General features: G+C 45.8%; 26 protein-coding genes. 5 read left to right on the forward strand and 21 right to left on the reverse strand.

Features of this window, described 5'->3' with window-relative positions:
* Window positions 1–83: 83 nt before the first annotated feature.
* The 4 genes from EK374_RS20470 to EK374_RS20485 all read right to left on the reverse strand — a co-directional run bounded on the left by EK374_RS20470 (window position 84) and on the right by EK374_RS20485 (window position 3,843).
* Window positions 84–1,412, reverse strand: coding sequence for a DUF2271 domain-containing protein (locus tag EK374_RS20470; protein WP_127026367.1), 1,329 nt, complete (start codon window positions 1,410–1,412; stop codon window positions 84–86).
* Entirely contained in the window at window positions 1,412–2,323 is a 912-nt protein-coding gene (locus EK374_RS20475) for an EF-hand domain-containing protein (RefSeq protein ID WP_127026368.1), read from the reverse strand. Before EK374_RS20475 ends, EK374_RS20470 begins: the two co-directional genes overlap by 1 nt.
* Before the next feature lie 9 nt (window positions 2,324–2,332).
* The gene (locus tag EK374_RS20480; RefSeq protein WP_127026369.1) at window positions 2,333–3,121 is read right to left on the reverse strand and encodes a DUF4198 domain-containing protein; all 789 of its coding nucleotides are present in this window, start codon (window positions 3,119–3,121) and stop codon (window positions 2,333–2,335) included.
* 149 nt (window positions 3,122–3,270) lie between these two features.
* On the reverse strand, window positions 3,271–3,843 hold the full coding sequence (locus EK374_RS20485; RefSeq protein ID WP_127026370.1) for a DUF1439 domain-containing protein: 573 nt from the start codon (window positions 3,841–3,843) through the stop codon (window positions 3,271–3,273).
* Between the two features lie 133 nt (window positions 3,844–3,976).
* Between EK374_RS20485 and EK374_RS20490 the strand changes: the two genes are divergently transcribed.
* Entirely contained in the window at window positions 3,977–4,162 is a 186-nt protein-coding gene (locus EK374_RS20490; RefSeq protein ID WP_127026371.1) for a hypothetical protein, read from the forward strand.
* Window positions 4,163–4,245: 83 nt separating this feature from the next.
* The gene (locus EK374_RS20495) at window positions 4,246–4,686 is read left to right on the forward strand and encodes a hypothetical protein (RefSeq protein ID WP_127026372.1); all 441 of its coding nucleotides are present in this window, start codon (window positions 4,246–4,248) and stop codon (window positions 4,684–4,686) included.
* A gap of 59 nt (window positions 4,687–4,745) precedes the next feature.
* Here the strand turns inward: EK374_RS20495 and glmU are convergent, their stop codons facing one another.
* The 3 genes from glmU to EK374_RS20510 form a co-directional block, all read right to left on the reverse strand.
* A complete protein-coding gene (gene glmU, locus EK374_RS20500; protein WP_127026373.1) occupies window positions 4,746–6,110 on the reverse strand; it encodes a bifunctional UDP-N-acetylglucosamine diphosphorylase/glucosamine-1-phosphate N-acetyltransferase GlmU in 1,365 nt (454 codons plus the stop codon).
* A gap of 355 nt (window positions 6,111–6,465) precedes the next feature.
* Complete coding sequence (locus tag EK374_RS20505; protein WP_127026374.1) at window positions 6,466–7,353, reverse strand: TraB/GumN family protein; 888 nt, start codon at window positions 7,351–7,353, stop codon at window positions 6,466–6,468.
* Between the two features lie 57 nt (window positions 7,354–7,410).
* Window positions 7,411–7,665, reverse strand: coding sequence for a hypothetical protein (locus EK374_RS20510; RefSeq protein ID WP_127026375.1), 255 nt, complete (start codon window positions 7,663–7,665; stop codon window positions 7,411–7,413).
* A 322-nt stretch (window positions 7,666–7,987) separates the two neighbouring features.
* On the opposite strand from EK374_RS20510, the gene EK374_RS20515 reads away from it, so the two are divergent.
* Window positions 7,988–10,138: a winged helix-turn-helix domain-containing protein gene (locus tag EK374_RS20515; protein WP_233280295.1), complete on the forward strand. Its 2,151-nt coding sequence runs from the start codon at window positions 7,988–7,990 to the stop codon at window positions 10,136–10,138.
* Window positions 10,139–10,270: 132 nt separating this feature from the next.
* Here EK374_RS20515 and EK374_RS20520 read toward each other — a convergent pair whose 3' ends face one another.
* From EK374_RS20520 to mioC, 14 genes are all read right to left on the reverse strand, one after another.
* Window positions 10,271–10,687, reverse strand: a complete 417-nt coding sequence (locus EK374_RS20520) for a F0F1 ATP synthase subunit epsilon (RefSeq protein WP_053423945.1) — start codon at window positions 10,685–10,687, stop codon at window positions 10,271–10,273.
* Between the two features lie 25 nt (window positions 10,688–10,712).
* Window positions 10,713–12,098 (reverse strand): F0F1 ATP synthase subunit beta, encoded by a 1,386-nt coding sequence (gene atpD / locus EK374_RS20525; protein ID WP_127026376.1) that lies wholly within the window; start codon window positions 12,096–12,098, stop codon window positions 10,713–10,715.
* A 31-nt stretch (window positions 12,099–12,129) separates the two neighbouring features.
* Window positions 12,130–12,990: a F0F1 ATP synthase subunit gamma gene (gene atpG, locus EK374_RS20530; RefSeq protein ID WP_127026377.1), complete on the reverse strand. Its 861-nt coding sequence runs from the start codon at window positions 12,988–12,990 to the stop codon at window positions 12,130–12,132.
* Window positions 12,991–13,044: 54 nt separating this feature from the next.
* Window positions 13,045–14,586, reverse strand: a complete 1,542-nt coding sequence (gene atpA, locus EK374_RS20535) for a F0F1 ATP synthase subunit alpha (RefSeq protein ID WP_127026378.1) — start codon at window positions 14,584–14,586, stop codon at window positions 13,045–13,047.
* A 14-nt stretch (window positions 14,587–14,600) separates the two neighbouring features.
* Complete coding sequence (gene atpH / locus EK374_RS20540; RefSeq protein ID WP_127026379.1) at window positions 14,601–15,134, reverse strand: F0F1 ATP synthase subunit delta; 534 nt, start codon at window positions 15,132–15,134, stop codon at window positions 14,601–14,603.
* A 9-nt stretch (window positions 15,135–15,143) separates the two neighbouring features.
* On the reverse strand, window positions 15,144–15,617 hold the full coding sequence (gene atpF / locus EK374_RS20545) for a F0F1 ATP synthase subunit B (RefSeq protein ID WP_127026380.1): 474 nt from the start codon (window positions 15,615–15,617) through the stop codon (window positions 15,144–15,146).
* A gap of 51 nt (window positions 15,618–15,668) precedes the next feature.
* The gene (atpE, locus tag EK374_RS20550) at window positions 15,669–15,905 is read right to left on the reverse strand and encodes a F0F1 ATP synthase subunit C (RefSeq protein WP_127026381.1); all 237 of its coding nucleotides are present in this window, start codon (window positions 15,903–15,905) and stop codon (window positions 15,669–15,671) included.
* 51 nt (window positions 15,906–15,956) lie between these two features.
* Window positions 15,957–16,754, reverse strand: a complete 798-nt coding sequence (gene atpB, locus EK374_RS20555) for a F0F1 ATP synthase subunit A (protein WP_127026382.1) — start codon at window positions 16,752–16,754, stop codon at window positions 15,957–15,959.
* Between the two features lie 2 nt (window positions 16,755–16,756).
* Window positions 16,757–17,149, reverse strand: a complete 393-nt coding sequence (locus EK374_RS20560) for an ATP synthase subunit I (RefSeq protein ID WP_127026383.1) — start codon at window positions 17,147–17,149, stop codon at window positions 16,757–16,759.
* Between the two features lie 130 nt (window positions 17,150–17,279).
* The gene (locus EK374_RS20565) at window positions 17,280–18,173 is read right to left on the reverse strand and encodes a ParB/RepB/Spo0J family partition protein (RefSeq protein ID WP_127026384.1); all 894 of its coding nucleotides are present in this window, start codon (window positions 18,171–18,173) and stop codon (window positions 17,280–17,282) included.
* A 22-nt stretch (window positions 18,174–18,195) separates the two neighbouring features.
* Window positions 18,196–18,990, reverse strand: a complete 795-nt coding sequence (locus EK374_RS20570) for a ParA family protein (RefSeq protein ID WP_127026385.1) — start codon at window positions 18,988–18,990, stop codon at window positions 18,196–18,198.
* Between the two features lie 27 nt (window positions 18,991–19,017).
* Entirely contained in the window at window positions 19,018–19,635 is a 618-nt protein-coding gene (gene rsmG, locus EK374_RS20575; protein ID WP_127026386.1) for a 16S rRNA (guanine(527)-N(7))-methyltransferase RsmG, read from the reverse strand.
* A gap of 14 nt (window positions 19,636–19,649) precedes the next feature.
* Window positions 19,650–21,539 (reverse strand): tRNA uridine-5-carboxymethylaminomethyl(34) synthesis enzyme MnmG, encoded by a 1,890-nt coding sequence (gene mnmG, locus EK374_RS20580; RefSeq protein ID WP_127026387.1) that lies wholly within the window; start codon window positions 21,537–21,539, stop codon window positions 19,650–19,652.
* A 533-nt stretch (window positions 21,540–22,072) separates the two neighbouring features.
* Window positions 22,073–22,510 (reverse strand): FMN-binding protein MioC, encoded by a 438-nt coding sequence (gene mioC / locus EK374_RS20585; protein ID WP_127026388.1) that lies wholly within the window; start codon window positions 22,508–22,510, stop codon window positions 22,073–22,075.
* A gap of 165 nt (window positions 22,511–22,675) precedes the next feature.
* Here mioC and EK374_RS20590 point away from each other — a divergent pair, with 165 nt between their 5' ends.
* Both EK374_RS20590 and trxC read left to right on the forward strand, forming a co-directional pair.
* Window positions 22,676–24,475 carry a DEAD/DEAH box helicase gene (locus EK374_RS20590; RefSeq protein WP_206099256.1) on the forward strand — a complete coding sequence of 600 codons (1,800 nt, stop codon included), beginning with the start codon at window positions 22,676–22,678 and terminating at the stop codon, window positions 24,473–24,475.
* A gap of 163 nt (window positions 24,476–24,638) precedes the next feature.
* Window positions 24,639–25,061, forward strand: coding sequence for a thioredoxin TrxC (trxC, locus tag EK374_RS20595; protein WP_127026389.1), 423 nt, complete (start codon window positions 24,639–24,641; stop codon window positions 25,059–25,061).
* Window positions 25,062–25,115: the final 54 nt, after the last annotated feature.

The following is a 25,115-nucleotide window of genomic DNA, read 5'->3' on the forward strand; positions in this document are numbered from 1 at the left end:
TGACGCAAAAAGCTCCCTATCCAGAGAATAGGGAGAACAACAGGAGTTGGGAGGCAACTCAACAGGAATTTGATACTAAAAACTTAGCCGTCTTTGCTCTGAAGCTGCAGGCGCACCAGCCCGAGCTCAGCTTCACCTTGCTGCTCCACTGGCTGCAGATCGGCTTGCCAATTCAGCGGCAGAGTTAAATGTTCATGGCCACCATGTTCACGTGCTACTTCCAGATGCAACAGGTATTGACCCCATGGCACCACAGCACCTTGCTGATCACGACCATCCCACTGCAGCTGATAAGTGCCAGGCTTTTGGGTAGCTCCGGCAATCTGATCAATTTGTTCCGGATTTTTACGACCCAACCGACGCCACCAGTGATTCAGCTCCTGATACCAGCGGCTTTGCTGGCCGACCAGACTGATTTGGCGCACAGGTTTTTTCTGCTGATCGGTCAGCCATACCGACACATAAGGTCTTTTGTAATTAGCGTCACTAAATTTGGGTAACTGATAGCTAATTTGCAGCCCCTGCTGCTGACTTTGGCTTTTATCGGCCAAATAACCATACCAGGAGTTGGACGCATACCAGTTGGCCGAATCAGTTTTGATTAAAGCTGCCGCCTGCTGTTGATCGGTTAGCTGCTGGCCCTGCTTCAAGTCCAGTACAGCCAAACTTTGCGCCAGTAAATAGGCTGTGACTGCATCTTTAGCCAGCACAGTGGCTGTTGGGCCGTATTCCACTGGCCAGCCTTCAGTCGGGTTCAATAGCGGACTAAAAGTCCGGTACGACACTTTATAACCTTGCTGAGTATCAGCAGTTTCGGTCTGAGCTAAAGCTATAGAACTCAGCTGCAGTTGCTGCAATAAGGGTTGTTCAGTGCCTAAATTTAGCGGTATTGCCCCCGCATCAGACCATAACAGCCTGCTGACACCAGATTGTAAATCCATCTGCTTTAACTTTGGGAACCAGCTTTTTAGCAGTACAGCGGTATCATTCAGCAGCCGTGCATTAGCTAAGCCGTCCAACTGCCAGAGCACAGTATTGTAGTTAGCTGCTGAAACGACTTGCTGCTCTATGGCTCTGGTTTGCCGGCGTAATTCCACTCTGTCGGGTAACACTTGGTTTTTTGCTGCTTGTTGCCATTGCTGAGCTATAGCGCCTAAACGGCAACTGTAACTTTGTTGGCTTAAAGCACGCCATTCTTCACAGAGCTGAATTAACTCATGCTGTTTTGGTTTAGCACCGGCTAACCAGTGCTGAAACTCGGGTAGTCTGGCCTGCCAGTCCTTTTGGCTGACGCCTTCCAGCTGCAGTTTCAGCTGCTTCCCTGCAACGTCCTGCTGATAGCTGACAGGTTTTGCCAGCACCAGCACAGGACTTAGCGATAATAGCGTCAAAGGCCAGACAAAACTTTTCATTACTCAGCCGTACCTTTGGTTTGTTCGTGATTAATCACTGGCAAAGCTTCAGCCATAGTCACTTGCTGGTTTAAATCTGTATCCCAGCGTTTAAACATACGTTCGCCTGAAGCATGAAACTCGGCGCTACTCATTTGCTGATCATTGTCTTTATCTAAAGCTTTAAAGCGCACTGCAGCCTGCTTTAACTGGGCGGTACGGGTTTTGGCGATTTGACGATCCAGACGGTCCACAAACTCATTCAGGTATTCATCGCTGCTCAGCTCACCATTTTTATCCAGATCAGTACGGGCAAAAGCGGCATCACGTTGTTGTTGGTATTCAACCTTGTCGACCTTAGCGTCGCCATTCTGGTCGTACATATCCAGCATTCCGGCCACACTGTGGGTCGTGGGCATCACTAAAGCCGGACGGGCACGCACTGATTGTTTCGCATCAGGTTTACGCTCACGCTCTGGCAGCGGGTCAGCTTTGCTGATAACGGCATCTTTATTGGTATCTATATAGGCAAAAGCTTTATCACCAGAGGCGTTGTATTCGTTCTGGCTTATGGTGTTACTTTTGTTTTTATCCAGCGCTTCAATACGCACCAGCGTTTGTTTGATTTGGCCTGTGCGTTCGGTATCGAGTTTTTTATCCAGACGACCCGCATATTCATTAACGTATTCGTCCACCGACACCTGACCATCTTTGTTCTCGTCCATAGCGCTGTAACGCTGCTGACGTACCTGCTCAAATTCGGCCTGACTGACAGTACCGTCTTTATCCAGGTCATAATCCTGAATAAAACTGGCTTTGCCCTGAGCTGTAGGCTGATGAGCTGGTTTTTTGGGTGCTTTTTCATCAGCAGCTAAATAACAGCTGGTGATGGCTAAAAATAAAGTAAGGGCTGTGCTTCGGCGTTGCATCATAAACTCCTGCTATTCAGTGACTTCAACTACAGCGCTATAGCTGTAACTGTAGGTTGGGGCTTTGGCACCTGCTGGTGCATCGGTACGAAAACGGGTCAACAGCACATAGGTACCGGCTTTATCCAGCTCGAAATTCAGCTGACCTTGCTTGTCCGTCATGAGCTCTTTTGAAGCTTTGGTTTCGGCTTCTGCTGAATTGGCTGGATACACCTGCACTTTTTGTTCGGCCAAAGCTTTGCCGTTATAAAGCACAGTGGCTTTGATTGGGCTTTGGATATACAAGTCGTTTGGATGGCTTTGGAACACCAGCTCCAGCCCCTGATTGGTCGGCTTCAGCGCAGCCTGACTTGGCGCACCTTTGCTGACATAAGTTTCGGCCAGCGTCACCGACTGGAAATGCGCAGTCAACTTAGCACCAGCAGGAATTTGTTCTTTTGGATCTCTGCTGTTGTGAGTTTTTCCATCTTGTTGCCAGCTACGAAATACAGCACCGAAACGTTGGCCTGTGCTGAATTTATAAGTGCCATCCTGTTCCAGCTGGTGCGCCACTGCAGTGCGGGTTTTACCTGAAAACAGTTCTTTTGGTGCCACTGCTTTGCCATCTGGTTGCAGCACTTTAAATTCGCTTTGATCAAAAGCCACTTCAGGTACAAAAAACTTCTCGGCAAAAGCAGCGTCCAGCGTGATCCAGCCACCTAAGGGTTCAAAACTGGCAGGGGCCAGATAAGGAGTGTGAGCAGCCGCAGTAAAAGCCAGCAACAACGAGGCAGAACAAAGCAGGGGTTTGAGTTTAAACATAAAGCGCTCCAGTTAATGAGAATAAATCTCATTTAAATATTGGGCGCCACTTTAGATCAAGTGAGAATCGTTTGCAACTAGATCATTTCATCTTTACATTAAACAGGTAAAAAGGCCCAGCAACTGAGCCTTACTGCTGAAAACGGTGATTACTGTGCTGAGTAATTAGGTTTTAACAACAACTCGCCTGGTTGCAGCACTAAAGTTAAAGGCATGCCACATAAGACTTTTTCCGTTACTTTGCTGCAATCAAGCTTATACATAGGCTGACGATTCAGCACCTGGGTCAGGATAGCTTTGGCTTCATTACTTAAAGGTGCCAGTTTGAGTTGCGAGCTGCCACTGCCGACACTGGAATCCAGAATAGTTAAGTTTTTCAGATAAATTGCGTTTTTCTCGTCGTCAAAATATGGCAAAGCCGACAAGTGCAAATTCAGATCTGTGTGCAAGGGTTTAAATAACGCATCCACTTCAGCGCCAATAGCCAGCTTCAATTCAACCTGCTGTTTATTCTCCGGCGCCAATTGTAGCTCCAACTGACGTACCCTTAGTGTCAGTGGCAGACCCAACATTTTACCTTTACCTTGTTGCTGCTCTAATTGATCCAGCAATAAGCTCTGCAACTCCTGCTGCTTCAGGCTAAAAATATCCAGATGATTCAGCTGAGTACAAGAGGCCAACAGCAATAAAGCAAGAGCCAGAATTTTGTGTTTGGTGATCATTTTATTGTCCTTAGGGGCTGTTTGGCGCGAACTTTAGCAAGTTCGAATGAACCTCACCTGATTTATTTTTAAAAGCTTCCAACTATTTCGCAACTAGACCCGACTTAGTAACAGAACTTCAGGGAGATCAACGATGAATACACAAGACTCAATTCAATTACCAGGCCTGCGGCAGCTTATTACTGCCTTTATTGTGCTGGTGCTGTTACTGCTGGCTTTTGATTCAGCATTGCAGTGGCTAAGTTTCAGTTTGCATCAGCAGACATTAATAGCGCCGGAGCTATTGTTTCCTATGAGCTGGTTGTCGGTTTTGTTTTAACTTTTAATCAACAAGTGTCTTGACCTGCTTTTGCTGCCTTTTTATTATCCTTTTGAACAGCGTTTAGGAAAAAGGGTAAAAGGATGACACTTAAACAGATTATGGCCGAAAAAAAAGCCAGACGCTGGGCCTATTTAAGTTGGAGTGGAAGTGTACTGCTTTTGGTCAGTATGTTTTATGTCGAGCTGGGCCAACTCTGGTTTACACCGCTGATCTACTCGCTTTTTCTCGCTATACAGCCTTTTACATACAGGGACCCATCTCTTCAGCTCTTTCCGGAGTATTTTGAAAACCCAGTCAGCCAATTGCGACTGGAAGGAAAAATGCTTCACGTGAAACAACATCAGCTGGCGGTCACTGATGTTCATAAGGTTGCCATTGATCAGTTGGATGAAACAAAAGCCTTTATTGATTTTCCATACAATATGTACGGCAAACTAAAATTTAGTTTTCCGTTGGAACAATTGCCCGCAGTAAAATCATTTTTCCGGCAACATTGCCCGCATATTCAAATCGTTAGCTAAAAGCACAAAAAACAAAAACCCGCCAACAAGGACGGGTTTTGTTTCTGATCAGCCGATCATTATTTCTTAATCTTCACCGGTCTTTTCCAGCCACTGATATGACGCTGTTTCGAACGCGCTACAACCAGTTCATCCGCTGCTACACTGGCAGTGACTACAGAACCAGCGCCCACAGTGGAGTTCTGACCTAAAGTCACAGGAGCCACCAATGAGCTGTTTGATCCAACAAAAACACCGTCTTCAATAGTAGTGACAAACTTATTAGCGCCATCGTAGTTGCAGGTGATAGTACCAGCACCCACGTTGACCTTACTGCCAATCACCGCATCGCCTAAATAGGTTAAATGGTTGGCTTTAGAACCCACGCCTAAGGTAGTTTTTTTCAGCTCTACAAAGTTACCAACATGGCTGTCGTCAGCCAGCACTGAATCAGGACGGATACGGGCATAAGGGCCAACAGAACAGCCTATGCCAATAGTGGATTTTTCAATCATACTGTTGGCTTTAATCTCTGTATTATCGCCTATCACTGCATCTTTAATTACACAGTTAGGACCTACCACTACACCATTGCCCAGCACAACTTTGCCTTCAAAAATCACGTTGATATCGATCATTACATCGTTGCCAACAGTGACATCACCACGCACATCAATACGAGCCGGATCGCGCAGGTTAGCACCATTTAACATCAGCTCTTCGGCTTTACGCGCCTGATAAGCCCGCTCTAACTGAGCCAGTTGTACACGGTTATTTGCGCCTTCAGTTTCAATGGCTGTGACCGGATGAGCCGTAGCAATATCCACCCCTTCTTTGTGCGCCATGGCGATAATGTCTGTCAGGTAGAATTCGCCCTGCGCATTGTTGTTCTGTAACTGGCTTAACCATTGTTTCAGCTGTTTACCAGGTACAGCCATAATGCCACTGTTTACTTCAGTGATTTTCAGCTGTTCGGCGCTGGCGTCTTTTTGCTCAACAATACCCACTACTTTGCCGTTTTCGCGCACCATGCGGCCATATCCTGTTGGATTGGCTAAATGCACAGTCAAAACTGACAGACCATCGACAGATTTAGCCGCCAGCAGTTGCTCTAAAGTTTCTTTGCGCGTTAAAGGTACATCACCGTACAGCACCAACACTGTATCGTTATCAGCGATATGAGGCACAGCCTGCTGTACTGCATGGCCAGTGCCTAGCTGTTGTGCTTGTAATACCCAGTGTAAACCCTGTTCACCTAAGGCAGATTTTAGTTGTTCGGCGCCATAGCCATACACCAGATTAATAGACTCTGCGCCCAAAGAACGGGCCGTGTCGATCACATGTTGTACCATAGGACGTTCAGCCACTTTGTGCAGTACTTTAGGTAAATCTGATTTCATCCGTGTGCCTTTACCGGCCGCCAGGATCACAACATTTAAAGCCATAAAAAAATCCATGTAATTTCGATGCGGTTATTCTAATAGATAATGCAGCAGATTACAGGAGCAGGGTGAAATTTTGCTGAACAGTGTTTAACTGAAAACTCTCTATCTAAAAAATATCAGGCAATGCAATAAGCTCAGATTTGCACTGACCCAAAGACTCAACCAAATCCCACTGACGATCAGTATGTTTTTGTATTCTTGTACTGACTTATTGCACCAGGCCACAACATTGCTCATAGCTACCAACCTATATATCTTAAACCTGATTGGTTGCCCCCAGTCGCATACATTGTTTATGCTCGTGGGGGTTGTTTTATTTATCACCTGATTAATCTCCAATGGCCTCAGGCTATGCTTACAGACTTACTTGCTCCAGCTTGTAACCAGCCTGTTGCAATAAAGCCAATACACTATGCTCGCCAGCTAAATGGCCACCGCCAATCAAAACCAGCTCTTTATTGCTATTACCAAACATATTCTCTAATTGCGGCAACCAGTTTTGATTGCGCTGAACAAACAATGCCTGATACAACATTGGGTCCATTTGCCGCGCGGGTTCAACAGCAAGAGTATTTAGTCTGGTCATGTCACCTGCGCGCCAGGCATCGATCATGGCAGAAAAATACTGTTTAAAGTCGCCAAACTGTTCCAGGTTCATTTTCATAAAAGCATCTTCGTACCCGTCACCCATATTAGCCAACAAATTAATCTGGCTTTCTACCGACTCCAGATAAAGCTGTGGTTTACCATCAATTTTTGCCTGCTTATCGAAGTGACTATCGACGCCTTCTCCGTTCATCTGTGCTTTCATCATTTCCAGCGCCAGCATCTGGATCATAATGAAGCCGGGTTTATAACCGTCTAACTGTTGCAACTGCACTCCGTAAGGGGCGAAATAGTCGCTTACCTGTTTGTATACTTCAGGTGATAACACCTTAGACAAGCTACGGTTATCGCTGTAAGACATGGCTTTTAACATTGCAGCTTGTAATTCAGTATCGGTGGGTTCAGGGATTTTTGTCTCCAGCACCAAAGTGTCAGAGTCGGTGTAAGCCTTATCAAACTCCGCAGGTAAAGGGAAAGCCGACTCAGGCAACAAATGCACTGTGCCAGCTACGTACAGGTAGTCCCCGCCTTTACTCACTTTCCACACTGAGGTTTCAGCCAAAACTGCTGGTGATACCAAAGCAGAGCTAAGTAATAATGTGCCAAAACTTGCTTTAAACAACGTTGTTAATTTCATAGTGTTAATCCTAGTGTTGTACTTTTAGTATTTGCAGACGGATCTCGCCTTTCATCATTAACGCAGCGAGTTTTTAATTAACTCAGCTGAATGGCTCAGGGCTAACTTAACCTGATGCTTAATGTTATGGTTCAATTGTTGTCTTAACTCTTGCACGAATGAATCGCTCATTCCCTTGGTCTGTACAATCACTTCCTTTTTCGGCTGCTCCACTTCAGAAGTTGGTTTAGCTTCATCAGCCAACGCTGCAGCGCTAGTGAATAAAGTTGCAACGATCAGAATACGTGCGCTTGTTTGTTTTACTGTTTTCATTTTGTCATTCCTTTTATTGGTTCATTTAGTGCTGTTCAGTTACTCGCATTTTGTCTGTCGGCAACCACGAACTGAGGTCTTGTCCGTCAGGTTGTTGAGCTCAATCTAGCCAACAGCTGACAAAAAGTCGCTTATCAGAACCTAAGCAATTTATTGGTAAGGAGTTTTAGATTAACTAATTGTTTTTAAAGGAATAAAAAAACATTATTGAAACCTTATGATGGATTCGTAAGGTTTAGCAGCGACTAATTTATTTAACTTGAATCAGAAATAGCTTCTGTTAAAGTTACAACTGGTTAAAAAATGGAAGAATAATTAACAGATGGATAAGATGCAGCTTGGCCCATGGACCTTTACACCTGGAGATTACAGTATTCATGACAAGGTTCAGCGGATAGAGTTGGAACCACTGTTGTGTAAGATATTGCATTATTTTACTGAACATCCCGGCAAAATAATCTCCCGCCAGCAGCTTGTCGACTCTATTTGGCAACAAGCTTATGTCGATGATAATGCGATAAATCGCGCCATGTCTGAACTTCGTAAAGTTTTGCAGCACCCAGAAGTGCAACAGTCACTGATTAAAACCCATCATCGTAAAGGTTATAGTTTACAGCTGCCTAATCAGCCTGAAGCAGCAATCACTCAACCAACCAGCACTGAGCTCAACGCCTCAACGTCACCCACCAGCTTTAAACGTCTGCCGCTTTGGTCTGGTCTGCTGGCGACCTTACTGCTTGTTGCACTGGGTGCTGGTTATTTTTATTCGAGCGAAGAACCTGTTTTAACCGTTGAAAACTCAAAGCTGGGGGACAAACCCCAGGTTCAGCAGATGGATATTGTAGCCAGACAAAAAATAACCTGGTTTAAAGGCATTGAGTCACGGCCTTTATTGTCGCCAGATAAGCAACTTCTTGCTTATAGCCACTCTCAGCCAGACGGCACTGTGCGTGCCATTATACGCAAACTGGGTATGGGAACAGGCAGTGCATTGCAGGAAGTGGTGCTTGAAGGCAATGACAATTTGTATAGCATTCAGACCTGGCAACCAACAACCCGTAATCTATTAGTCCAGGCTATTAGTAAAGATGGCCAACGCTGTGAGTACCAGAATTATGATTTTAGCCAGTATCCTCAGTATCAGGTTAAACCATTAACCTCTTGCACGGGCCTGAGTTTTGGCACAGCACAACAAAGTGCAGACGGACAATTGCTTTACTACAGCAAAAGCAGTGGTGGCTTATATTCCAGCAACGCGCTGCTGGCAGAAAACCTGACCACCGGAGCGATACAAACCTTATTGGCCGCTCCCTCAGCAGGTCTTGGCGTCACCATGCTGGCATTGTCTGCTGACGGTAGCAAACTGGCCTATATTCTGATGCCTGAATCGAATAAACCTGATATTTACCTTTATGATCCCAAAAGCAGGGAGCATACCAGAATCGCGAGTCTGCCATTTCCAATGATTTTGTTGGGGCTGGAGTGGAGTATCGATCAGTCCAGCCTTATTTTGCCAGGCGGTGATGGCATATTGCAGCTTAAAGTGGCTGATAAAAGCAGGAGCCTACTAAAGTTTCCTCAAGGAGTTACTATAGGTGAGTTAACTCTGCTTACTGAAGATCAGGCCTATATTTCCAGCTTCACTGCAGGCGGCGTCACGCAAAACGCTATGCAACTTATTAAAATTGAGCAGCCTTTTAATGCCACTGAACGGAAAATTACTGTGCTCAGTGATACAGAAGGCAGCACGGCAGATTTAGCGGTATCTCCTGTAGATAGCGACAGCTACGCTTTTTCTGCCAATTGGACCGGCAGTTGGCAGCTATGGCTAAACAATAAGGGACAGAATGTTCAATTGACAGAACTTACACCTGATGACAAAAAGCTTAGCGGTATCAGCTGGTCAGGTGACGGACGCTATATTGCCTTTCATAAACAAGGGAACTTGTATTTATACGATACCCAACGTCAGCAACTGATCAACAAACTCGAAACCAATGACCTTGGACAGGCCGTGTGGTTACCCGATAACAGCGGTCTGGTACTAACCAGGTTGCAAGGCAATAGCCAGAATCTATGGCAACTGGATTTAGTGAGCAATGAGTTAACTCAACTAACGTTTTCAGCCGGAACTTTTGCACAGTTTGACGCTCAGGGCCAATTGCACTATCACCGAGACGGCAAGCTCTTACGTTATGTTGATGGCGGTAAAAATGATGTAGAACTAAAGACCAACACAGACAATAACTTTATGGCACTTTGGTTGATGCAGGGTCAGAAGCAATACCGTTTTGGTATGTTAGGGCATCTGGAACAACATGATGTCGCCACAGGCGAAACAAAAGGCAGCCAGCTGCCTTATCAGTTGTTAGGAATATTTCCGGATCCACACAATTCAGACCTGCTTTACGCAACTGTCTTTGTGACACCAGAACTAGCCCTGGAGTTTATTCAATGGAAACCCCAACACTAAATAAACTTTAAAAATTGCAGCAGCCTCCTTCGCTGACGGCTCTCATAAACTTTAATGTAGAGACGAAGTCCTGATAAATTCAAAGCATAAAAAAGCCACCCGAAGGTGGCTTTTTAGCATGCAGTAATCCGCTTATTTTTTGCGAAGTTTCTGAATTAAACGTAACTGGGCAATAGCTTCAGCCAATTGAGCTGCAGCTTCTGCATAGTTGAAGTCAGCACCTGCGTGTTGCATTGCTTCTTCAGCACGTTTCTGAGCTGCTAAAGCAGCTTGCTCGTCCAGATCTTCAGCTCGTACCGCTACGTCGGCTAGCACTGTGACGCTGTGAGGCTGAACTTCCAGCACGCCACCAGCGACATAAATCAGATGCTCTTCGCCAAACTGTTTAACGATACGAACCATACCAGGCTTGATTCCAGTAAGAAGCGGAATGTGACCAGGTAAAATACCTAATTCACCTTCACTGCCTGTTACCTGAATGGATTCCACCAGACCAGAAAAAATCCGCTCTTCGGCGCTTACCACATCCAGTTGTACTGTCATTGCCATTTCGCTCTCCTAAAGCTGCAGTTGATTACAGCTTCTTCGCTTTTTCGATCGCTTCGTCGATAGAACCAACCATGTAGAAGGCTTGCTCTGGCAGGTGATCGAATTCACCATCCAGAATGCCTTTGAAACCACGGATAGTTTCTTTCAGCGGAACGTATTTGCCTGGAGAGCCAGTGAATACTTCGGCTACGAAGAATGGCTGAGACAGGAAACGTTGGATTTTACGTGCACGGTAAACCACAGTTCTGTCTTCATCAGACAATTCGTCCATACCTAAGATGGCGATGATGTCTTTTAATTCTTTGTAACGTTGCAATACTGACTGCACGCCACGGGCTGTATCGTAGTGTTCTTTACCGATCACTAACGGGTCCAGCTGACGTGAAGTAGAGTCCAGTGGATCGATCGCCGGGTAAATACCCAGTGACGCGATGTTACGTGACAATACAACTGTCGCATCTAAGTGAGAGAACGTAGTAGCTGGTGACGGGTCAGTTAAGTCGTCCGCTGGTACGTAAACCGCTTGTACAGATGTGATAGAACCAGTTTTGGTTGAAGTGATACGCTCTTGCAGTACACCCATCTCTTCGGCCAGCGTTGGCTGGTAACCTACTGCTGATGGCATACGGCCTAACAGAGCTGATACTTCTGTACCGGCCAGTGTGTAACGGTAGATGTTATCTACGAAGAACAGAACGTCACGGCCTTCGTCACGGAACTTCTCGGCCATAGTCAGACCGGTCAGAGCTACACGTAAACGGTTGCCTGGCGGCTCGTTCATCTGGCCATACACCAGTGATACTTTGTCCAGAACGTTTGAGTCGTTCATTTCGTGATAGAAGTCGTTACCTTCACGAGTACGCTCACCAACACCAGCGAATACAGAGTAACCACTGTGTTCGATCGCGATGTTACGGATCAGTTCCATCATGTTTACGGTTTTACCAACACCGGCACCACCGAACAGACCAACTTTACCACCTTTAGCAAACGGACAAACCAGGTCGATAACCTTGATGCCTGTTTCTAACAGAGCGTTTGAAGCAGCTTGATCTTCGTAGCTTGGTGCTGCGCGGTGGATAGGCATACGCTCATCTTCACCTATAGGACCAGCTTCGTCGATTGGCTCGCCTAACACGTTCATAATACGACCTAAAGTCGCTTTACCTACTGGTACGTGGATGGCTTTGCCAGTGTTAGACACTTCAGCGCCACGACGTAAACCGTCGGTTGAACCTAACGCGATAGCACGTACAGTACCGCCGCCTAATTGCTGTTGTACTTCAAGTACTAAACCAGCCAGGTCGCCGCTTGTTACGTTTAACGCGTCATAGATACCAGGTACCGATTCTTGTGGAAAGTCGATATCCACAACGGCGCCAATGATTTGGACTACCTTACCTTGACTCATGTTTAATCCTCTAATTTCTGTAACCTAAGCCTTAAACAGCAGCGGCACCGGCGACGATTTCGCTCAGTTCCTGAGTAATAGCTGCTTGACGCGCTTTGTTGTAAACCAACTTCAGGTCATCCATTAAGCTACCAGCGTTGTCTGTAGCGGCTTTCATCGCCACCATACGGGCTGCTTGTTCGCTCGCCGCGTTTTCAACTACACCCTGGTACACCTGAGACTCTACGTAACGGCTCAGTAATTTATCTAAAATTACCTTTGGATCCGGTTCGTAAATGTAATCCCAGCTATGGCTTTTCGCTGTTACGTCTGCTTTTGGCAAAGGTAAGAGTTGTTCGATCACTGGCTCTTGTTTCATGGTATTTACAAACTTGTTGAACACCAGGAACAAGCGGTCGATACGGCCTTCTTCGTATGCTTTGAGCATCACCTGAACCGAACCAATCACATCAGCCAAACGTGGGTTATCACCAGGGCCAGTTTGTTGTGCCAGCACTTTACCGCCAAAACGTTTGAAAAACGCTGTAGCTTTGTTACCGATCACCGCAATTTGAGCCTGAGCTCCCTGCTCTTTCCAGCTTTTCAGCTCCAGAGCAACACGTTTGAACTCGTTGGTATTTAAGCCGCCGCAAAGGCCACGGTCTGTCGATATCACAATGTAGCCGACATTTTTTACCGGACGTTCCGTTAAATACGGATGACGGTATTCGATGTTGCCGTTTGCGATATTGCCGATCACTTTGCGCATACCTTCAGCGTATGGACGGCTATGTGCAACCCGCTCTTGCGCTCTGCGCATTTTGCTGACTGCTACCTTTTCCATTGCGCTGGTGATCTTACGAGTATTGTTAATACTCCCGATCTTACTTTTTATCTCTTTTGCGCCGGCCATGACTAATCTCCGAAAGTTTCAACGACCGGGTGCGGTTGCCCACACCCGATATGTTTACCAAGTCTGAGTTGCTTTGAACTTCTCAATAGCGCCTTTTAAAGTCGCTTCGATTTGGTCGTTGTAGTTACCGGTTTTGTTCAGATCAGCCATAAACGCTGCGTGCTCTGAGTGCATGTAAGCAATTAAAGCAGCTTCAAAATCAAGGATTTTGGCAACTTCGATGTCTTTCATGTAGCCTTTTTCGATAGCGAAAATAGACACACCCATGTCAGCCACGCCCATTGGCGCGTATTGTAACTGTTTCATCAGTTCAGTAACTTTCTGGCCGTGGTCTAACTGCGCACGAGTCGTGTCATCCAGGTCAGAAGCAAACTGAGCGAATGCCGCCAGTTCAGAGTACTGAGCTAAGGCTAAACGGATACCGCCACCCAGCTTTTTGATGATTTTGGTTTGAGCAGCACCACCAACACGAGATACCGAAATACCAGCGTTGACCGCTGGACGGATACCTGCGTTGAATAAACCAGATTCTAAAAAGATCTGACCGTCAGTGATCGAAATTACGTTGGTTGGAACGAACGCAGAAACGTCGCCAGCCTGAGTTTCGATAATTGGCAGTGCAGTTAATGAACCAGTTTTGCCTTTCACTTCACCGTTAGTTAAACGCTCAACATAATGCTCGTTTACACGAGATGCGCGCTCTAACAGACGGCTGTGGAGATAGAATACGTCACCTGGGTAAGCTTCACGGCCTGGTGGACGACGTAACAACAGAGAGATTTGACGGTAAGCAACAGCTTGTTTAGACAAGTCATCGTATACGATCAGCGCATCTTCACCGCGGTCACGGAAGTATTCACCCATAGTACAACCAGAGTATGGCGCCAGGAATTGCAGTGCGGCGGCTTCAGAAGCAGAAGCTACAACAACAATAGTGTGGGCCAGAGCACCGTGCTCTTCCAGTTTACGTACTACGTTAGCGATAGTAGAAGCTTTTTGGCCGATAGCTACATAGATACATTTCACGCCAGAAGTTTTCTGGTTGATGATGGCATCGATAGCTAAAGCCGTTTTACCTGTCTGACGGTCACCGATTAACAATTCACGCTGACCACGACCGATAGGGATCATGGAGTCAACTGACTTGTAACCAGTTTGCAGAGGTTGGTCTACTGAACGACGATCGATAACGCCCGGAGCGATTTTTTCTACTGGTGCGAAACCAGCAGCATCGATTGGACCTTTACCGTCGATTGGCTCACCTAAAGTGTTGACCACACGGCCTAATAAGCCTGGACCAACTGGTACTTCAAGGATACGGCCAGTAGATTTAACTTTTGTGCCTTCACGCAGGTCCGCATAAGGACCCATAACTACAGCACCTACTGAATTTCTTTCTAAGTTCAGTGCGATAGCGTAACGGTTGCCAGGAAGCTCAATCATTTCGCCTTGCATACAGTCAGCAAGGCCGTTGATACGGATAATACCGTCAGTAACAGCGACGATAGTACCTTCGTTGCGAGCTTCACTGACAACTTCGAACTGTTCAATACGTTTTTTGATCAGTTCAGAGATTTCAGTGGAATTCAGTTGCATGCTCTAATCCCCAATTATGACTGCAGTGCAGTAGCTAAACGGTCTAACTTGCCACGAACCGAGCCGTCAATCACCATATCACCGGCTTTGATTAACATACCGCCAACGACGGTCGGATCTACACTACAGTTCAATTTCACTTTACGTGCTAAACGTTGCGATAAAGCCGCAGCCAGTTTGTCTTGTTGTGCCGCATTCAGAGAAGTGGCAGAAATCACATCAACAGTGGCTTCTTTTTCGTACTCTGCTTTTAATGCAACATAACCGTCAAACACTGCAGGCAACGCCAGCAAGCGATTATTTTCCGCCATGAGCTTGATAAAATTCTGGCCATGAGCATTTAACTGCTCACCGCACACTTTTAAAAAGAACTCAGCTTGCTTTTCAGCTGCACCGGCACTTTGCAGTTGCTCGGCAACAAAATCATTTTTTGCTACTTCAGCAGCGAAAAATAACATGCCTGCCCAGGCTTCTAATGCATTGTGCTCGACTGCAAACTCAAACGCCGCTTTGGCGTAAGGACGAGCTAAATTAGTCAGTTCAGACATGGCTCATCCTCAATTAAGTTCTGCGACCAGTTTTTCCAGAATGTCGCTATGAGCAGCTTCATCTATTGAACGCTGAAGAATTCTTTCCGCACCGGCTACAGCTAAAGCTGCAACTTGCTTACGTAATTCTTCTTTCGCTCTGATCCGTTCAGCTTCGACTTCGGCTTTCGCCTGAGCCAGGATTTTTTCCCGCTCAGCCTGGGCTTTTACGGCAGCTTCTTCAATGATCTGCTGTTCGCGTTTTTTTGCCTGGTCAATCAAAGCAGAGGCTTGCGTCTTTGCTTCAACCAGATGCTGTTTTGCTTTCTCTTGCGCTAAACGCAGATCCTGCTCGGCGCGATCAGTCGCGGCCAAACCGTCTGCAATTTTTTGCTGGCGAGTTTCAATAGCATTGATGATTGGTGGCCATACATACTTCATACAGAAAAGTACGAACACCAGGAAAGCTATCAATTCACCAATGAGAGTGGCGTTAATATTCACAACCGCTTCTCCTTAATTTTACAAAGTAAATGGTTCAGTTTAGAAACCGAATTAAGCGAGTGCGAACAGCATGTACAGACCGATTGCAACACCGATCATTGCGATAGCGTCGATTAAGCCTGCAACGATAAACATTTTACCTTGTAAAGAACCTGCCAGTTCTGGTTGACGAGCAGCTGATTCTAAGAATTTACCACCTAAAGTACCGAAACCAATTGCAGTACCTAAGGCACCGAAACCGATTAACAGGGCTACTGCGATGTATTTTAAGCCTAATACCATTTCCATGATTTTCTCCAAGTTTCTAAGTTAAAGTTAAAACGAAATTTTTACGTGAAATTAATGTTTCTCGTGCGCCATACTCAGGTAGACCACTGTCAGGATAGTGAAAATAAACGCCTGTAATGGAATAACGAGTAAGTGGAACGCAGCCCAGACAAAATGCAGACCAAAGATCTGGTAGATACCTGTCATTGCGATAAGGATAAAGATCAGCTCACCTGCGTATAAGTTACCGAACAGACGAAGTGCCAAAGATAACGGCTTGGCTAGCAGTGCTACAACTTCCAGAATAAAGTTGAACCAGTATAACCAAGGGGTGTTAAATGGCTGGGTCGTCAGTTCTTTGATGAATCCACCCACACCTTTAATTTTGATTGAGTAGTAAATCATCAGAATAAATACACCCAACGCCAGAGCAATAGTCATGTTCAGGTCGGTGGTAGGTACAATTTTCATGTAAACATGGTGCGGGTCATAACCCATTGCTGCGCCAATTTGCTGAGTTGCATAAGGAATGAAATCTACTGGGATCAAGTCCAGTAAGTTCATCAGCAATACCCAAACAAAAATGGTTAAAGCCAGTGGGGCTATAACGGCACTTTTACCATGAAAGGTATTTTTAACCGTACTGTCGATAAACTCGACCAGCATTTCCACTGCACATTGCCATTTTGTCGGAACACCAGCATTGGCTTTTTTTGCCACTGCACGGAAAGAAAACAGGAACACAAGTCCCATTAGAATTGACCAGCCTAAAGTATCAACGTGAACGGTCCAAAAACCTTCGCCGACACTCCAGTTGGTCAAGTGGTGAGTAATATACTCTTTGCTTGTAATCTCAGCACCTGATGCCATCGTTAGTCCCAATTATCGTAGTTAATTAAAATCGGTATCAGTATTTGTAACAGCAATGCCACGCTAAAGGCTGTGATAAAAATCCAATGCACTACTGCGACAAACTTCAGCACTGCTACCACCAGCAATGCCACGACAAAAAATTTGATAGCTTCGCCACGGTAAATGGATTTCAGGATCAATTGAACCTGATCTGCACCGTGAAAACGGAACACATACCAGGCAAAGATGGAATGAGGAAGCATGCCACAGAGCAGCCCCAACAAAGCAGATTTTGCGGATCGTCCATCCATTGCCAGCCAAACTATAGTTGTTATTACGGCTGCGGCCACAAACTGGCTCAGCAACAACTTAGGAATTAGCGATAAAGGGCCTTTTTTATGAGTTATCAGCACTTTTTACGGCCTGCTAATCCTGTCAATATTGAATAGTTTAAAGCCTGCGCAAGTATACTTATCTGCCTTTTTTTTGCAAGAAAAAGCGGCCTTGCACTGACTTTTGTCTGAGTTAATGAAAAATTACAGCTTAGGATTCAGAATACTCTGATTGTAATTTGCTCAGAATGCCTTCCAGTTCATCTAAACTACTGTAAGAAATAACCAGATTACCTTTGCCTTTTTTGTTGTAATTAATCTCAACGGGGGCGGCAAAACGCTCACTTAAGCGTTGCTCCAGCGAACTGACATCCGGATCTTTTACTTTAGGAGTAACTTCTGGGGCAGGTTCAAGCAGTCGGCGCACCAGATTTTCAGTGTCCCGCACAGTCATCTGCTTTGCAGCAACCAAACGGGCTGTATCAGATTGTGCCAGGCCATCCAGAGCCAATAGAGCACGGGCATGGCCCATTTCTATATCACCATGTTCCAGCAATAACTTCACATCGTCATTCAGCTGGTTCAGGCGTAATAAATTAGTCACGCTCGCGCGCGATTTACCCACAGCATCAGCCACTTGCTGATGGGTTAGTTCAAATTCGGACAATAAACGTTGCAGCGCTATCGCTTCTTCCATCGCATTCAGATCTTCGCGCTGAATGTTTTCAATCAGGGCGATAGCGACAGCAGCTTCGTCAGGTACATCTTTGATAATACAAGGAATAACATCTAGTTGAGCTAACTGGCTTGCACGCCAGCGCCGCTCACCCGCAATGATTTCATAGGATTGTTCACCAATTTGACGAACAACAATAGGCTGAATAATGCCTTGAGAGCGAATTGAACTGGCTAAATCTTCCAGTGCATCCTGCGACATATCTTTACGCGGCTGGTATTTACCAGGCTTAAGCCATTCAATCGGCAGTTTTTGTAATTCGCTTTGCTGCGCTGAAGATAAGTTGGCGTCATTCTGTTGATCAGACACAGGTTTAGTAGTGAGTAAAGCGTCTAAGCCCCGGCCTAAGCCACGTTTTTTTACCGACATCTTCAGTTATATTCCTTGTCTATTAGGCGGGAGTGGAGGTTTTTACAGTTTTTTTATCAGCGCGGCGTAAAATTTCGCCAGCGAGCGCAAGATAGGCTTTAGCCCCTGTTGAACCTTTATCGTAATACATCACCGGAGTACCAAAACTTGGCGCTTCCGCCAGTCGCACGTTACGTGGGATCACAGCGCGGTAGACTTTATCGCCAAAATGTTGCTTTAGCTGTTCAGACACATCATTAGCCAGACGGTTCCGAGGGTCGTACATAGTACGCAAAATACCTTCGATCTTCAGATCGGCATTAACCACTGACGTCAGCTGATTGATGGTATCCATCAGGGCGGTTAGGCCTTCCAGCGCATAATATTCACATTGCATCGGCACCAGCACAGAATCAGCGGCGGCCATGGCATTGACCGTCAGCATGTTCAGCGCTGGCGGACAATCAATAAAAATAAAATCGTACTGCTGGCGCGCATCTTTTAATGCATTACGTAACCGCAGTTCACGTGCAAATACGTTCATTAGCCTTACTTCGGCTGCTGTGACATCTGAATTTGCAGCTATCAGGTGGTAACCACCAGCCGTTTCTTTCACCACGACTTCAGCAAAAGGTTTCTCATCAACTAATAATTCATAGGAGCTGGCATGGACTGCATACTTGTCAACACCGCTGCCCATAGTAGCGTTGCCTTGCGGATCTAAGTCAATCAACAGCACCTTGCGTTTGGTTGCGGCCATAGAGGCAGCCAGATTGACCGCTGTGGTTGTTTTGCCCACACCACCTTTCTGGTTTGCAATAGCTATGACTTTTCCCACAAGGACCCCAATAAAATTTTGATTAAGTTAGACTTTCTCCAACACTACCAGATAACGTTCGGCGTTCAGTGTTGGCACCTGTAGCGGATGACTGCCGACAACTTTAACAAAATTCGGCAAAGCTGCAATTTCTTCTTGAACTAAAGCGCCTTTCATGGCTAAAAACTGGCCATCGGCCCCTGGCAAATGCTGACACCAGTTCACCATATCGGTCATTGAAGCAAAAGCACGGCTCAGTACCGCATCATACCCTGTTTCAGGTTGATGGTCTTCCACCCGGCTCTGAATAGCTTCAAAGTTCTGTAATTTCAGCTGTAATTTGACATGATTTAAAAAGCGGATGCGTTTACCAAGACTGTCCAACAGGTAAAATTGCTTGTCTGGCAGGGCTATGGCCAGCGGAATACCGGGTAAACCAGGGCCTGTACCTACATCGATAATACGCTGTCCAGTGACAAAAGGCGCCACAACCAGGCTGTCCATAATGTGTTTCACCAGCATTTCTTCCGGATCACGCACTGAGGTCAGGTTGTAAGCACTGTTCCATTTATCCAGCAGCTCCACATAAGTCACAAGCTGTTGCAGTTGGTGTTCAGATAAAACTAAGCTGGTCTGAGCGACCAGCTTTTTTAATTTTTCCAGCATGATGATCCCAATGCTTAAGCAGATTTGCGCAGTAAACCCTGTTTTTTCAGGTAGACCAGCAATAACGAAATAGCGGCAGGCGTGATGCCTGAAATACGCGAAGCCTGACCCATAGTTTCAGGTTGCACCTGATTCAGTTTCAGAATGACCTCGTTGGATAAACCTTTCACCACTTTGTAATCAAAGCCAACAGGCAAACGAGTATTTTCGTTACGTTCCTGCTTCGAGATTTCATCCTGCTGGCGATTGATATAACCTTCGTACTTGATTTGAATTTCAACCTGTTCTGCAGCAGCAGGATCTGTTAACCCAGGGCCTACCAGATCAATGTTCATCAGATCTTTGTAATTCACTTCAGGACGACGGATCAAGTCTTCCAGACTGGCTTCTTTGCTCAGCGGTGTTTTTACCAGTTTGTTAACTTCAGCCAAAGCCGCATGTTGTGGATGGATCCACTGCTGTTTTAAGCGCTGACGTTCCAGCTCAATCTGTTCGATTTTCAGGTTAAATGCAGCCCAGCGATCGTCATCCACCAGACCTAATTCACGGCCTTTGGCGGTTAAACGGATATCAGCGTTGTCTTCACGCAGCATCAGACGGTATTCAGCCCGGCTGGTGAACATACGGTAGGGCTCTTTGGTACCCATAGTGGTCAAATCATCAATCAATACACCGACATAGGCCTGATCACGGCTTGGTGTCCAGGAGTCTTTATCCTGAGCAGAAAGCGCTGCGTTCATACCAGCCATTAAGCCCTGAGCGCCAGCTTCTTCGTAGCCTGTAGTGCCGTTGATTTGTCCTGCAAAAAACAAACCTTTTATAAACTTGGTTTCCAACGAAGTTTTCAGATCGCGAGGATCAAAAAAGTCATATTCAATGGCATAACCTGGGCGGGTAATATGCGCATTTTCCATGCCTTTGATCGAACGAACCAGGTTTAACTGCACGTCAAAAGGCAAACTGGTAGATATGCCGTTAGGATACAGCTCGTGTGTGGTTAAACCTTCTGGCTCAATAAAGATCTGGTGTTTATCTTTGTCCGCAAAACGGGTGATCTTATCTTCAATCGATGGACAATAGCGTGGGCCTATACCTTCAATCACACCTGTGTACATAGGGGATCTGTCTAAACCATTACGAATAATATCGTGGGTTTGCTCGTTGGTGTAGGTGATGTGACAAGGGATCTGAGTAGGTTGATCCTTGTGGGATCCCATAAACGAAAATACCGGAGTAGGGTTGTCGCCGGGTTGCGCCTGCATCACTGAAAAATCAACAGTTCTGGCATCAATCCGGGGTGGAGTACCGGTTTTTAAACGGCCTACACGGAAAGGTAATTCACGTAAACGTCGAGCCAGGGCTATAGACGGAGGATCACCTGCACGGCCACCGCTGTAATTTTGTAAACCAATATGGATCTGGCCACCAAGGAAAGTACCTACTGTCAGCACCACAGATTTGGCTTTGAATTTCAAACCCATTTGGGTTACTACACCACAAACCTGATCGTTTTCTACGATCAAATCATCACAGGCTTGCTGAAAGATCTTTAGGTTTGGTTGGTTTTCAAGTACTAAACGTACAGCTGCGCGATAGAGCTGGCGGTCAGCCTGAGCACGGGTTGCACGCACAGCAGGACCTTTCGAACTGTTTAGAGTTCTGAATTGGATCCCTGCACGATCCGTAGCTTTCGCCATGACGCCACCCAGAGCATCAATTTCTTTTACCAGATGGCCTTTACCAATGCCACCAATGGCCGGGTTACAGGACATCTGACCTAAAGTCTCAACGTTGTGAGTCAGCAATAAAGTTTGCATTCCCATGCGGGCCGCAGCAAGTGCAGCCTCTGTGCCGGCGTGACCACCACCAACAACGATGACATCAAATGTTTCCTGATAAATCATATAGGCCTCGAACTCAAAACCAGTTCTGTAAAAAGGGCGCGTATTGTAACTGGATCTGAGGCTTTGGGAAATGATTAAAACTCGATCACGATCCTCGAAAGATCACTAGTAATATATAAGGATCTTTAAAGAGATCTTTTTATTATGTTTACTACTATACAGAGCCTTTTCTGTGGGTAACCCTTGATCTGCTTTGAAGATCAATCAGTTAGAAAGGATCGGATCCTGTGATCAACACAAGATCCTGAGTCGAACAAGCGGTGTTTAACTAGCTGTTTTATACACAAGGCATGAAACCTGATTTATTACACAGAGGATAACTTCAGCTTTTACATAAGTTATAACTATACTTATGCACATTCGTCATTAAAATAAGTTAAAACTGTGGATATCTATGTGTAACTGGATCATAAGTATGATCCTCTTTATATAGAAGTGGATCATGATCGGGTTATAAAGAGGAAAGGCCCTTTGTTTACGGGCCTTTGAGTGACGGACTGTAAAAGATCCTGTTATGTATAACTAAGCAGGGTTTAAGTCAGGGTTTTGATAAATTCAGGCAACCAAACCAAAGCTTGATCTTCAGGCAGTTCAGCCGTTAAAACATCGATATCTAGTCCTGGTAACAATAATCTGCCACCTAAAGAACCAAAAAGGTCAGAGATTTTTTTACCTGCCAGACAAAAAGTATCGTAACTGGAATCACCTAAAGTGATCACTGCGTAGGAAACTGTGGTAAGATCTGTTTGATCTTGTGCTAATTGATCCACAAAAGGTTGGATATTATCGGGCAGATCCCCTGCGCCATACGTCGAAGTGACGACTAACCAGATACTATTTCTGGTTAACAGTGTTAAATCAGGGGTGAGATGAAGTTTTACTTCATAACCCGCTTTTTCCAAAGTTTCAGCTACTTGTTCTGCTGCATATTCCGCAGCGCCCATTTGGCTGCCCACAAGGATCTCAATCATACTGCATCCTATTGTCAGTGAAATGATTGGCTATACTACTGGAATTAAAACGTGCAAAGCGAATGCTTCTTGCACCTTTTTGGGTATTTTTACTGCAAAGCAGGCTCAGTAAATCTACGATAGCACAAACCGTTCGCCTGCGTGTTATTGAGGTTTATACAATATATGTCCGAGTCCATGTCTTTTTCCCAGCTAGCGCTGCCGGAACCTATTCTTCGTGCAGTTTTAGAACTTGGTTATGAACATCCGTCTCCAATTCAGGAAGCGGCTATTCCTAAGTTATTAGCTGGTGAAGACTTGCTAGGCCAAGCCCAAACAGGTACTGGTAAAACAGCTGCGTTTGCACTGCCTTTATTAGCCCGTTTAGATCCGGCCCAAAATGATCCACAAATTTTAGTGTTGGCTCCTACCCGCGAACTGGCTATCCAGGTTGCAGAAGCGTTCCAGGCTTATGCCCGTTATATGCCTGCTTTCCATGTACTGCCTTTATATGGCGGTCAAAACTACACCACTCAGTTAAAAGCACTGAAACGTGGTTCTCAGGTTATTGTGGGTACGCCAGGTCGTATCATGGACCACTTGGATCGCGGCACTTTAGTGCTGGATAAACTGCGTGCCATAGTACTGGATGAAGCCGACGAAATGTTGCGTATGGGTTTTATCGATGATGTTCAAACCATCATGGATGCTACTCCGCCAGGCCGTCAGGTTGCGATGTTCTCTGCAACTATGCCAAACCAGATCCGTGCTATTGCTCAGAAGCATTTAAAAAATGCGCATGAAGTGAAAATCGAATCAAAAACGTCCACTGTTGAACGTATTCAACAGCGTTACGTGATGCTGGACAATAATCAGAAGCTGGATGCGTTAACCCGCATTCTGGAAGGCGAAGAATATGATGCAAGCATCATTTTCGTTCGTACCAAAAGTGCGACAGAAGAAATTGCTGAAAAGCTGGGCGCCCGTGGTTATGCAGTCGCCTGCTTAAACGGTGATATGAACCAGGCTCACCGCGAGCAAACTATCCGTCGTTTAAAAGCAGATCAGCTGGACGTGATAGTGGCAACAGACGTTGCTGCCCGTGGTCTGGACGTAGAACGTATCAGCCTGGTTATCAACTACGACATTCCATACGACAGCGAAGCTTATGTACACCGTATAGGCCGTACCGGCCGTGCTGGTCGTGAAGGTAAGGCGATACTTTTTGTATCACCACGCGAGCGTCGTTTGCTGCGTACTATCGAACACGCAACCCGTCAGCCTATTGAAAAAATGTCGCTGCCGACTGGCCAGGTGATCGAGCAACGTCGTATTGAAGCTTTCCGTGCTCAGTTAGCTCAGACCATTGAAGCTAAAAACTTAAGCTTCTTCCAGGATCTGGTGAACGACTGGCGTGAAAAGTTAGAAACTACAGATATCGACATGGCTGCAGCTCTGTTGTATCTGGCGCAAAAAGATCAGCCGTTAAATGTGGCCTCTCAGTTCCCGGAAATCCGTGAACCACATAGTCGTGACCGTGATGATCGCGGTGGCCGTGATAAATTTGCCCGTGGTGACAGACCAGAACGTTCTGGTGATCGTGCTGAACGTGGCGACCGTCCACCACGTCCACGTCGTGAGTTAAAAGGTGATTACACCAATTACCGCATTGAAGTGGGTAAAGAACATGGTGTTCGTGCTGGTGACATCGTTGGTGCTATTGCCAATGAAGCCAACATCGACAGCCAGTTTATCGGTAACATTAAATTGTTTGATCATTTCAGTACTGTTGAATTGCCAGCCAATATCCCGGCTGAAACTATGCAGCATCTGAAAAAGGTTTATGTGCGTAAGCAAAAACTGAATATCACAGTGGATACTGGTTCGCCAGCTGCTGGTTCAGCCCCACGCCGTGAGCGCACTGAAGCTGGCCCAGGCCCGCGTCCAGGTGCTGCACCTCGTGCACCACGTAAGCCAAGAGATTAATCTCGGAAGTAAGGATTCGTCGCAACAAGGTTCCACACAGTTGCGACCTACCGTCCATCCTTAGACATAAGACCGGCGAAAGCCGGTTTTTTTATAGCTATAACTCTATAAAAACTAATGCAGCGCCCATATTTAGCTTCAATAGCCAAATCTGGAGTCAGTTATGATTATTGCCTGCCCTCACTGTTCAACCTTAAACCGGGTTCAACCGGAAAAGTTTGCCGATCATCCTAAATGTGGTCAGTGCAAAGACGCGCTTTTCGCCGGAAAACCCATAGAGTTAACACTGCAGAATTTTGTCAATCAGATCCAAAAGTCAGAATTACCTGTGGTGGTAGATTTTTGGGCTAGCTGGTGTGGGCCTTGTCTGAACTTTGCGCCGGTATTTAATCAGGCTGCTGCTGAATTAGAGCCACAATTTCGGTTTGCCAAAGTAAACACTGAACAGCAACAACAACTGGCAGCACAGTTTCAAATTCGCTCTATTCCCACTCTGATGCTGTTTAAAGCAGGTAAGCTTGTTGCCCAGCAATCAGGCTCCATGCCAAAACAGATGTTTTATCAGTGGTTACAGCAACATAGCTAAAGAGCTGCGAACTAAGTTGGTCGCAAAAGTCTGGATTTGCCAGTCTGCAAAGTT

This window comes from Rheinheimera mangrovi (assembly GCF_003990335.1).
GTDB classification, from domain to species: domain Bacteria; phylum Pseudomonadota; class Gammaproteobacteria; order Enterobacterales; family Alteromonadaceae; genus Pararheinheimera; species Pararheinheimera mangrovi.

Coding starts and splice junctions, on each gene's coding strand:
- rsmG (WP_127026386.1), bottom strand. CDS start 19,635: ATGCTGGAAAAATTAAAAAAGCTGGTCGCTCAGACCAGCTTAGTTTTA.
- EK374_RS20495 (WP_127026372.1), top strand. CDS start 4,246: ATGACACTTAAACAGATTATGGCCGAAAAAAAAGCCAGACGCTGGGCC.
- atpB (WP_127026382.1), bottom strand. CDS start 16,754: ATGGCATCAGGTGCTGAGATTACAAGCAAAGAGTATATTACTCACCAC.
- atpE (WP_127026381.1), bottom strand. CDS start 15,905: ATGGAAATGGTATTAGGCTTAAAATACATCGCAGTAGCCCTGTTAATC.
- EK374_RS20480 (WP_127026369.1), bottom strand. CDS start 3,121: ATGTTTAAACTCAAACCCCTGCTTTGTTCTGCCTCGTTGTTGCTGGCT.
- glmU (WP_127026373.1), bottom strand. CDS start 6,110: ATGGCTTTAAATGTTGTGATCCTGGCGGCCGGTAAAGGCACACGGATG.
- EK374_RS20565 (WP_127026384.1), bottom strand. CDS start 18,173: ATGTCGGTAAAAAAACGTGGCTTAGGCCGGGGCTTAGACGCTTTACTC.
- EK374_RS20520 (WP_053423945.1), bottom strand. CDS start 10,687: ATGGCAATGACAGTACAACTGGATGTGGTAAGCGCCGAAGAGCGGATT.
- EK374_RS20510 (WP_127026375.1), bottom strand. CDS start 7,665: ATGAAAACAGTAAAACAAACAAGCGCACGTATTCTGATCGTTGCAACT.
- EK374_RS20475 (WP_127026368.1), bottom strand. CDS start 2,323: ATGATGCAACGCCGAAGCACAGCCCTTACTTTATTTTTAGCCATCACC.
- EK374_RS20485 (WP_127026370.1), bottom strand. CDS start 3,843: ATGATCACCAAACACAAAATTCTGGCTCTTGCTTTATTGCTGTTGGCC.
- EK374_RS20470 (WP_127026367.1), bottom strand. CDS start 1,412: ATGAAAAGTTTTGTCTGGCCTTTGACGCTATTATCGCTAAGTCCTGTG.
- EK374_RS20515 (WP_233280295.1), top strand. CDS start 7,988: ATGGATAAGATGCAGCTTGGCCCATGGACCTTTACACCTGGAGATTAC.
- EK374_RS20505 (WP_127026374.1), bottom strand. CDS start 7,353: ATGAAATTAACAACGTTGTTTAAAGCAAGTTTTGGCACATTATTACTT.
- atpH (WP_127026379.1), bottom strand. CDS start 15,134: ATGTCTGAACTGACTAATTTAGCTCGTCCTTACGCCAAAGCGGCGTTT.
- EK374_RS20590 (WP_206099256.1), top strand. CDS start 22,676: ATGTCCGAGTCCATGTCTTTTTCCCAGCTAGCGCTGCCGGAACCTATT.
- mnmG (WP_127026387.1), bottom strand. CDS start 21,539: ATGATTTATCAGGAAACATTTGATGTCATCGTTGTTGGTGGTGGTCAC.
- atpG (WP_127026377.1), bottom strand. CDS start 12,990: ATGGCCGGCGCAAAAGAGATAAAAAGTAAGATCGGGAGTATTAACAAT.
- atpA (WP_127026378.1), bottom strand. CDS start 14,586: ATGCAACTGAATTCCACTGAAATCTCTGAACTGATCAAAAAACGTATT.
- atpD (WP_127026376.1), bottom strand. CDS start 12,098: ATGAGTCAAGGTAAGGTAGTCCAAATCATTGGCGCCGTTGTGGATATC.
- mioC (WP_127026388.1), bottom strand. CDS start 22,510: ATGATTGAGATCCTTGTGGGCAGCCAAATGGGCGCTGCGGAATATGCA.
- EK374_RS20490 (WP_127026371.1), top strand. CDS start 3,977: ATGAATACACAAGACTCAATTCAATTACCAGGCCTGCGGCAGCTTATT.
- trxC (WP_127026389.1), top strand. CDS start 24,639: ATGATTATTGCCTGCCCTCACTGTTCAACCTTAAACCGGGTTCAACCG.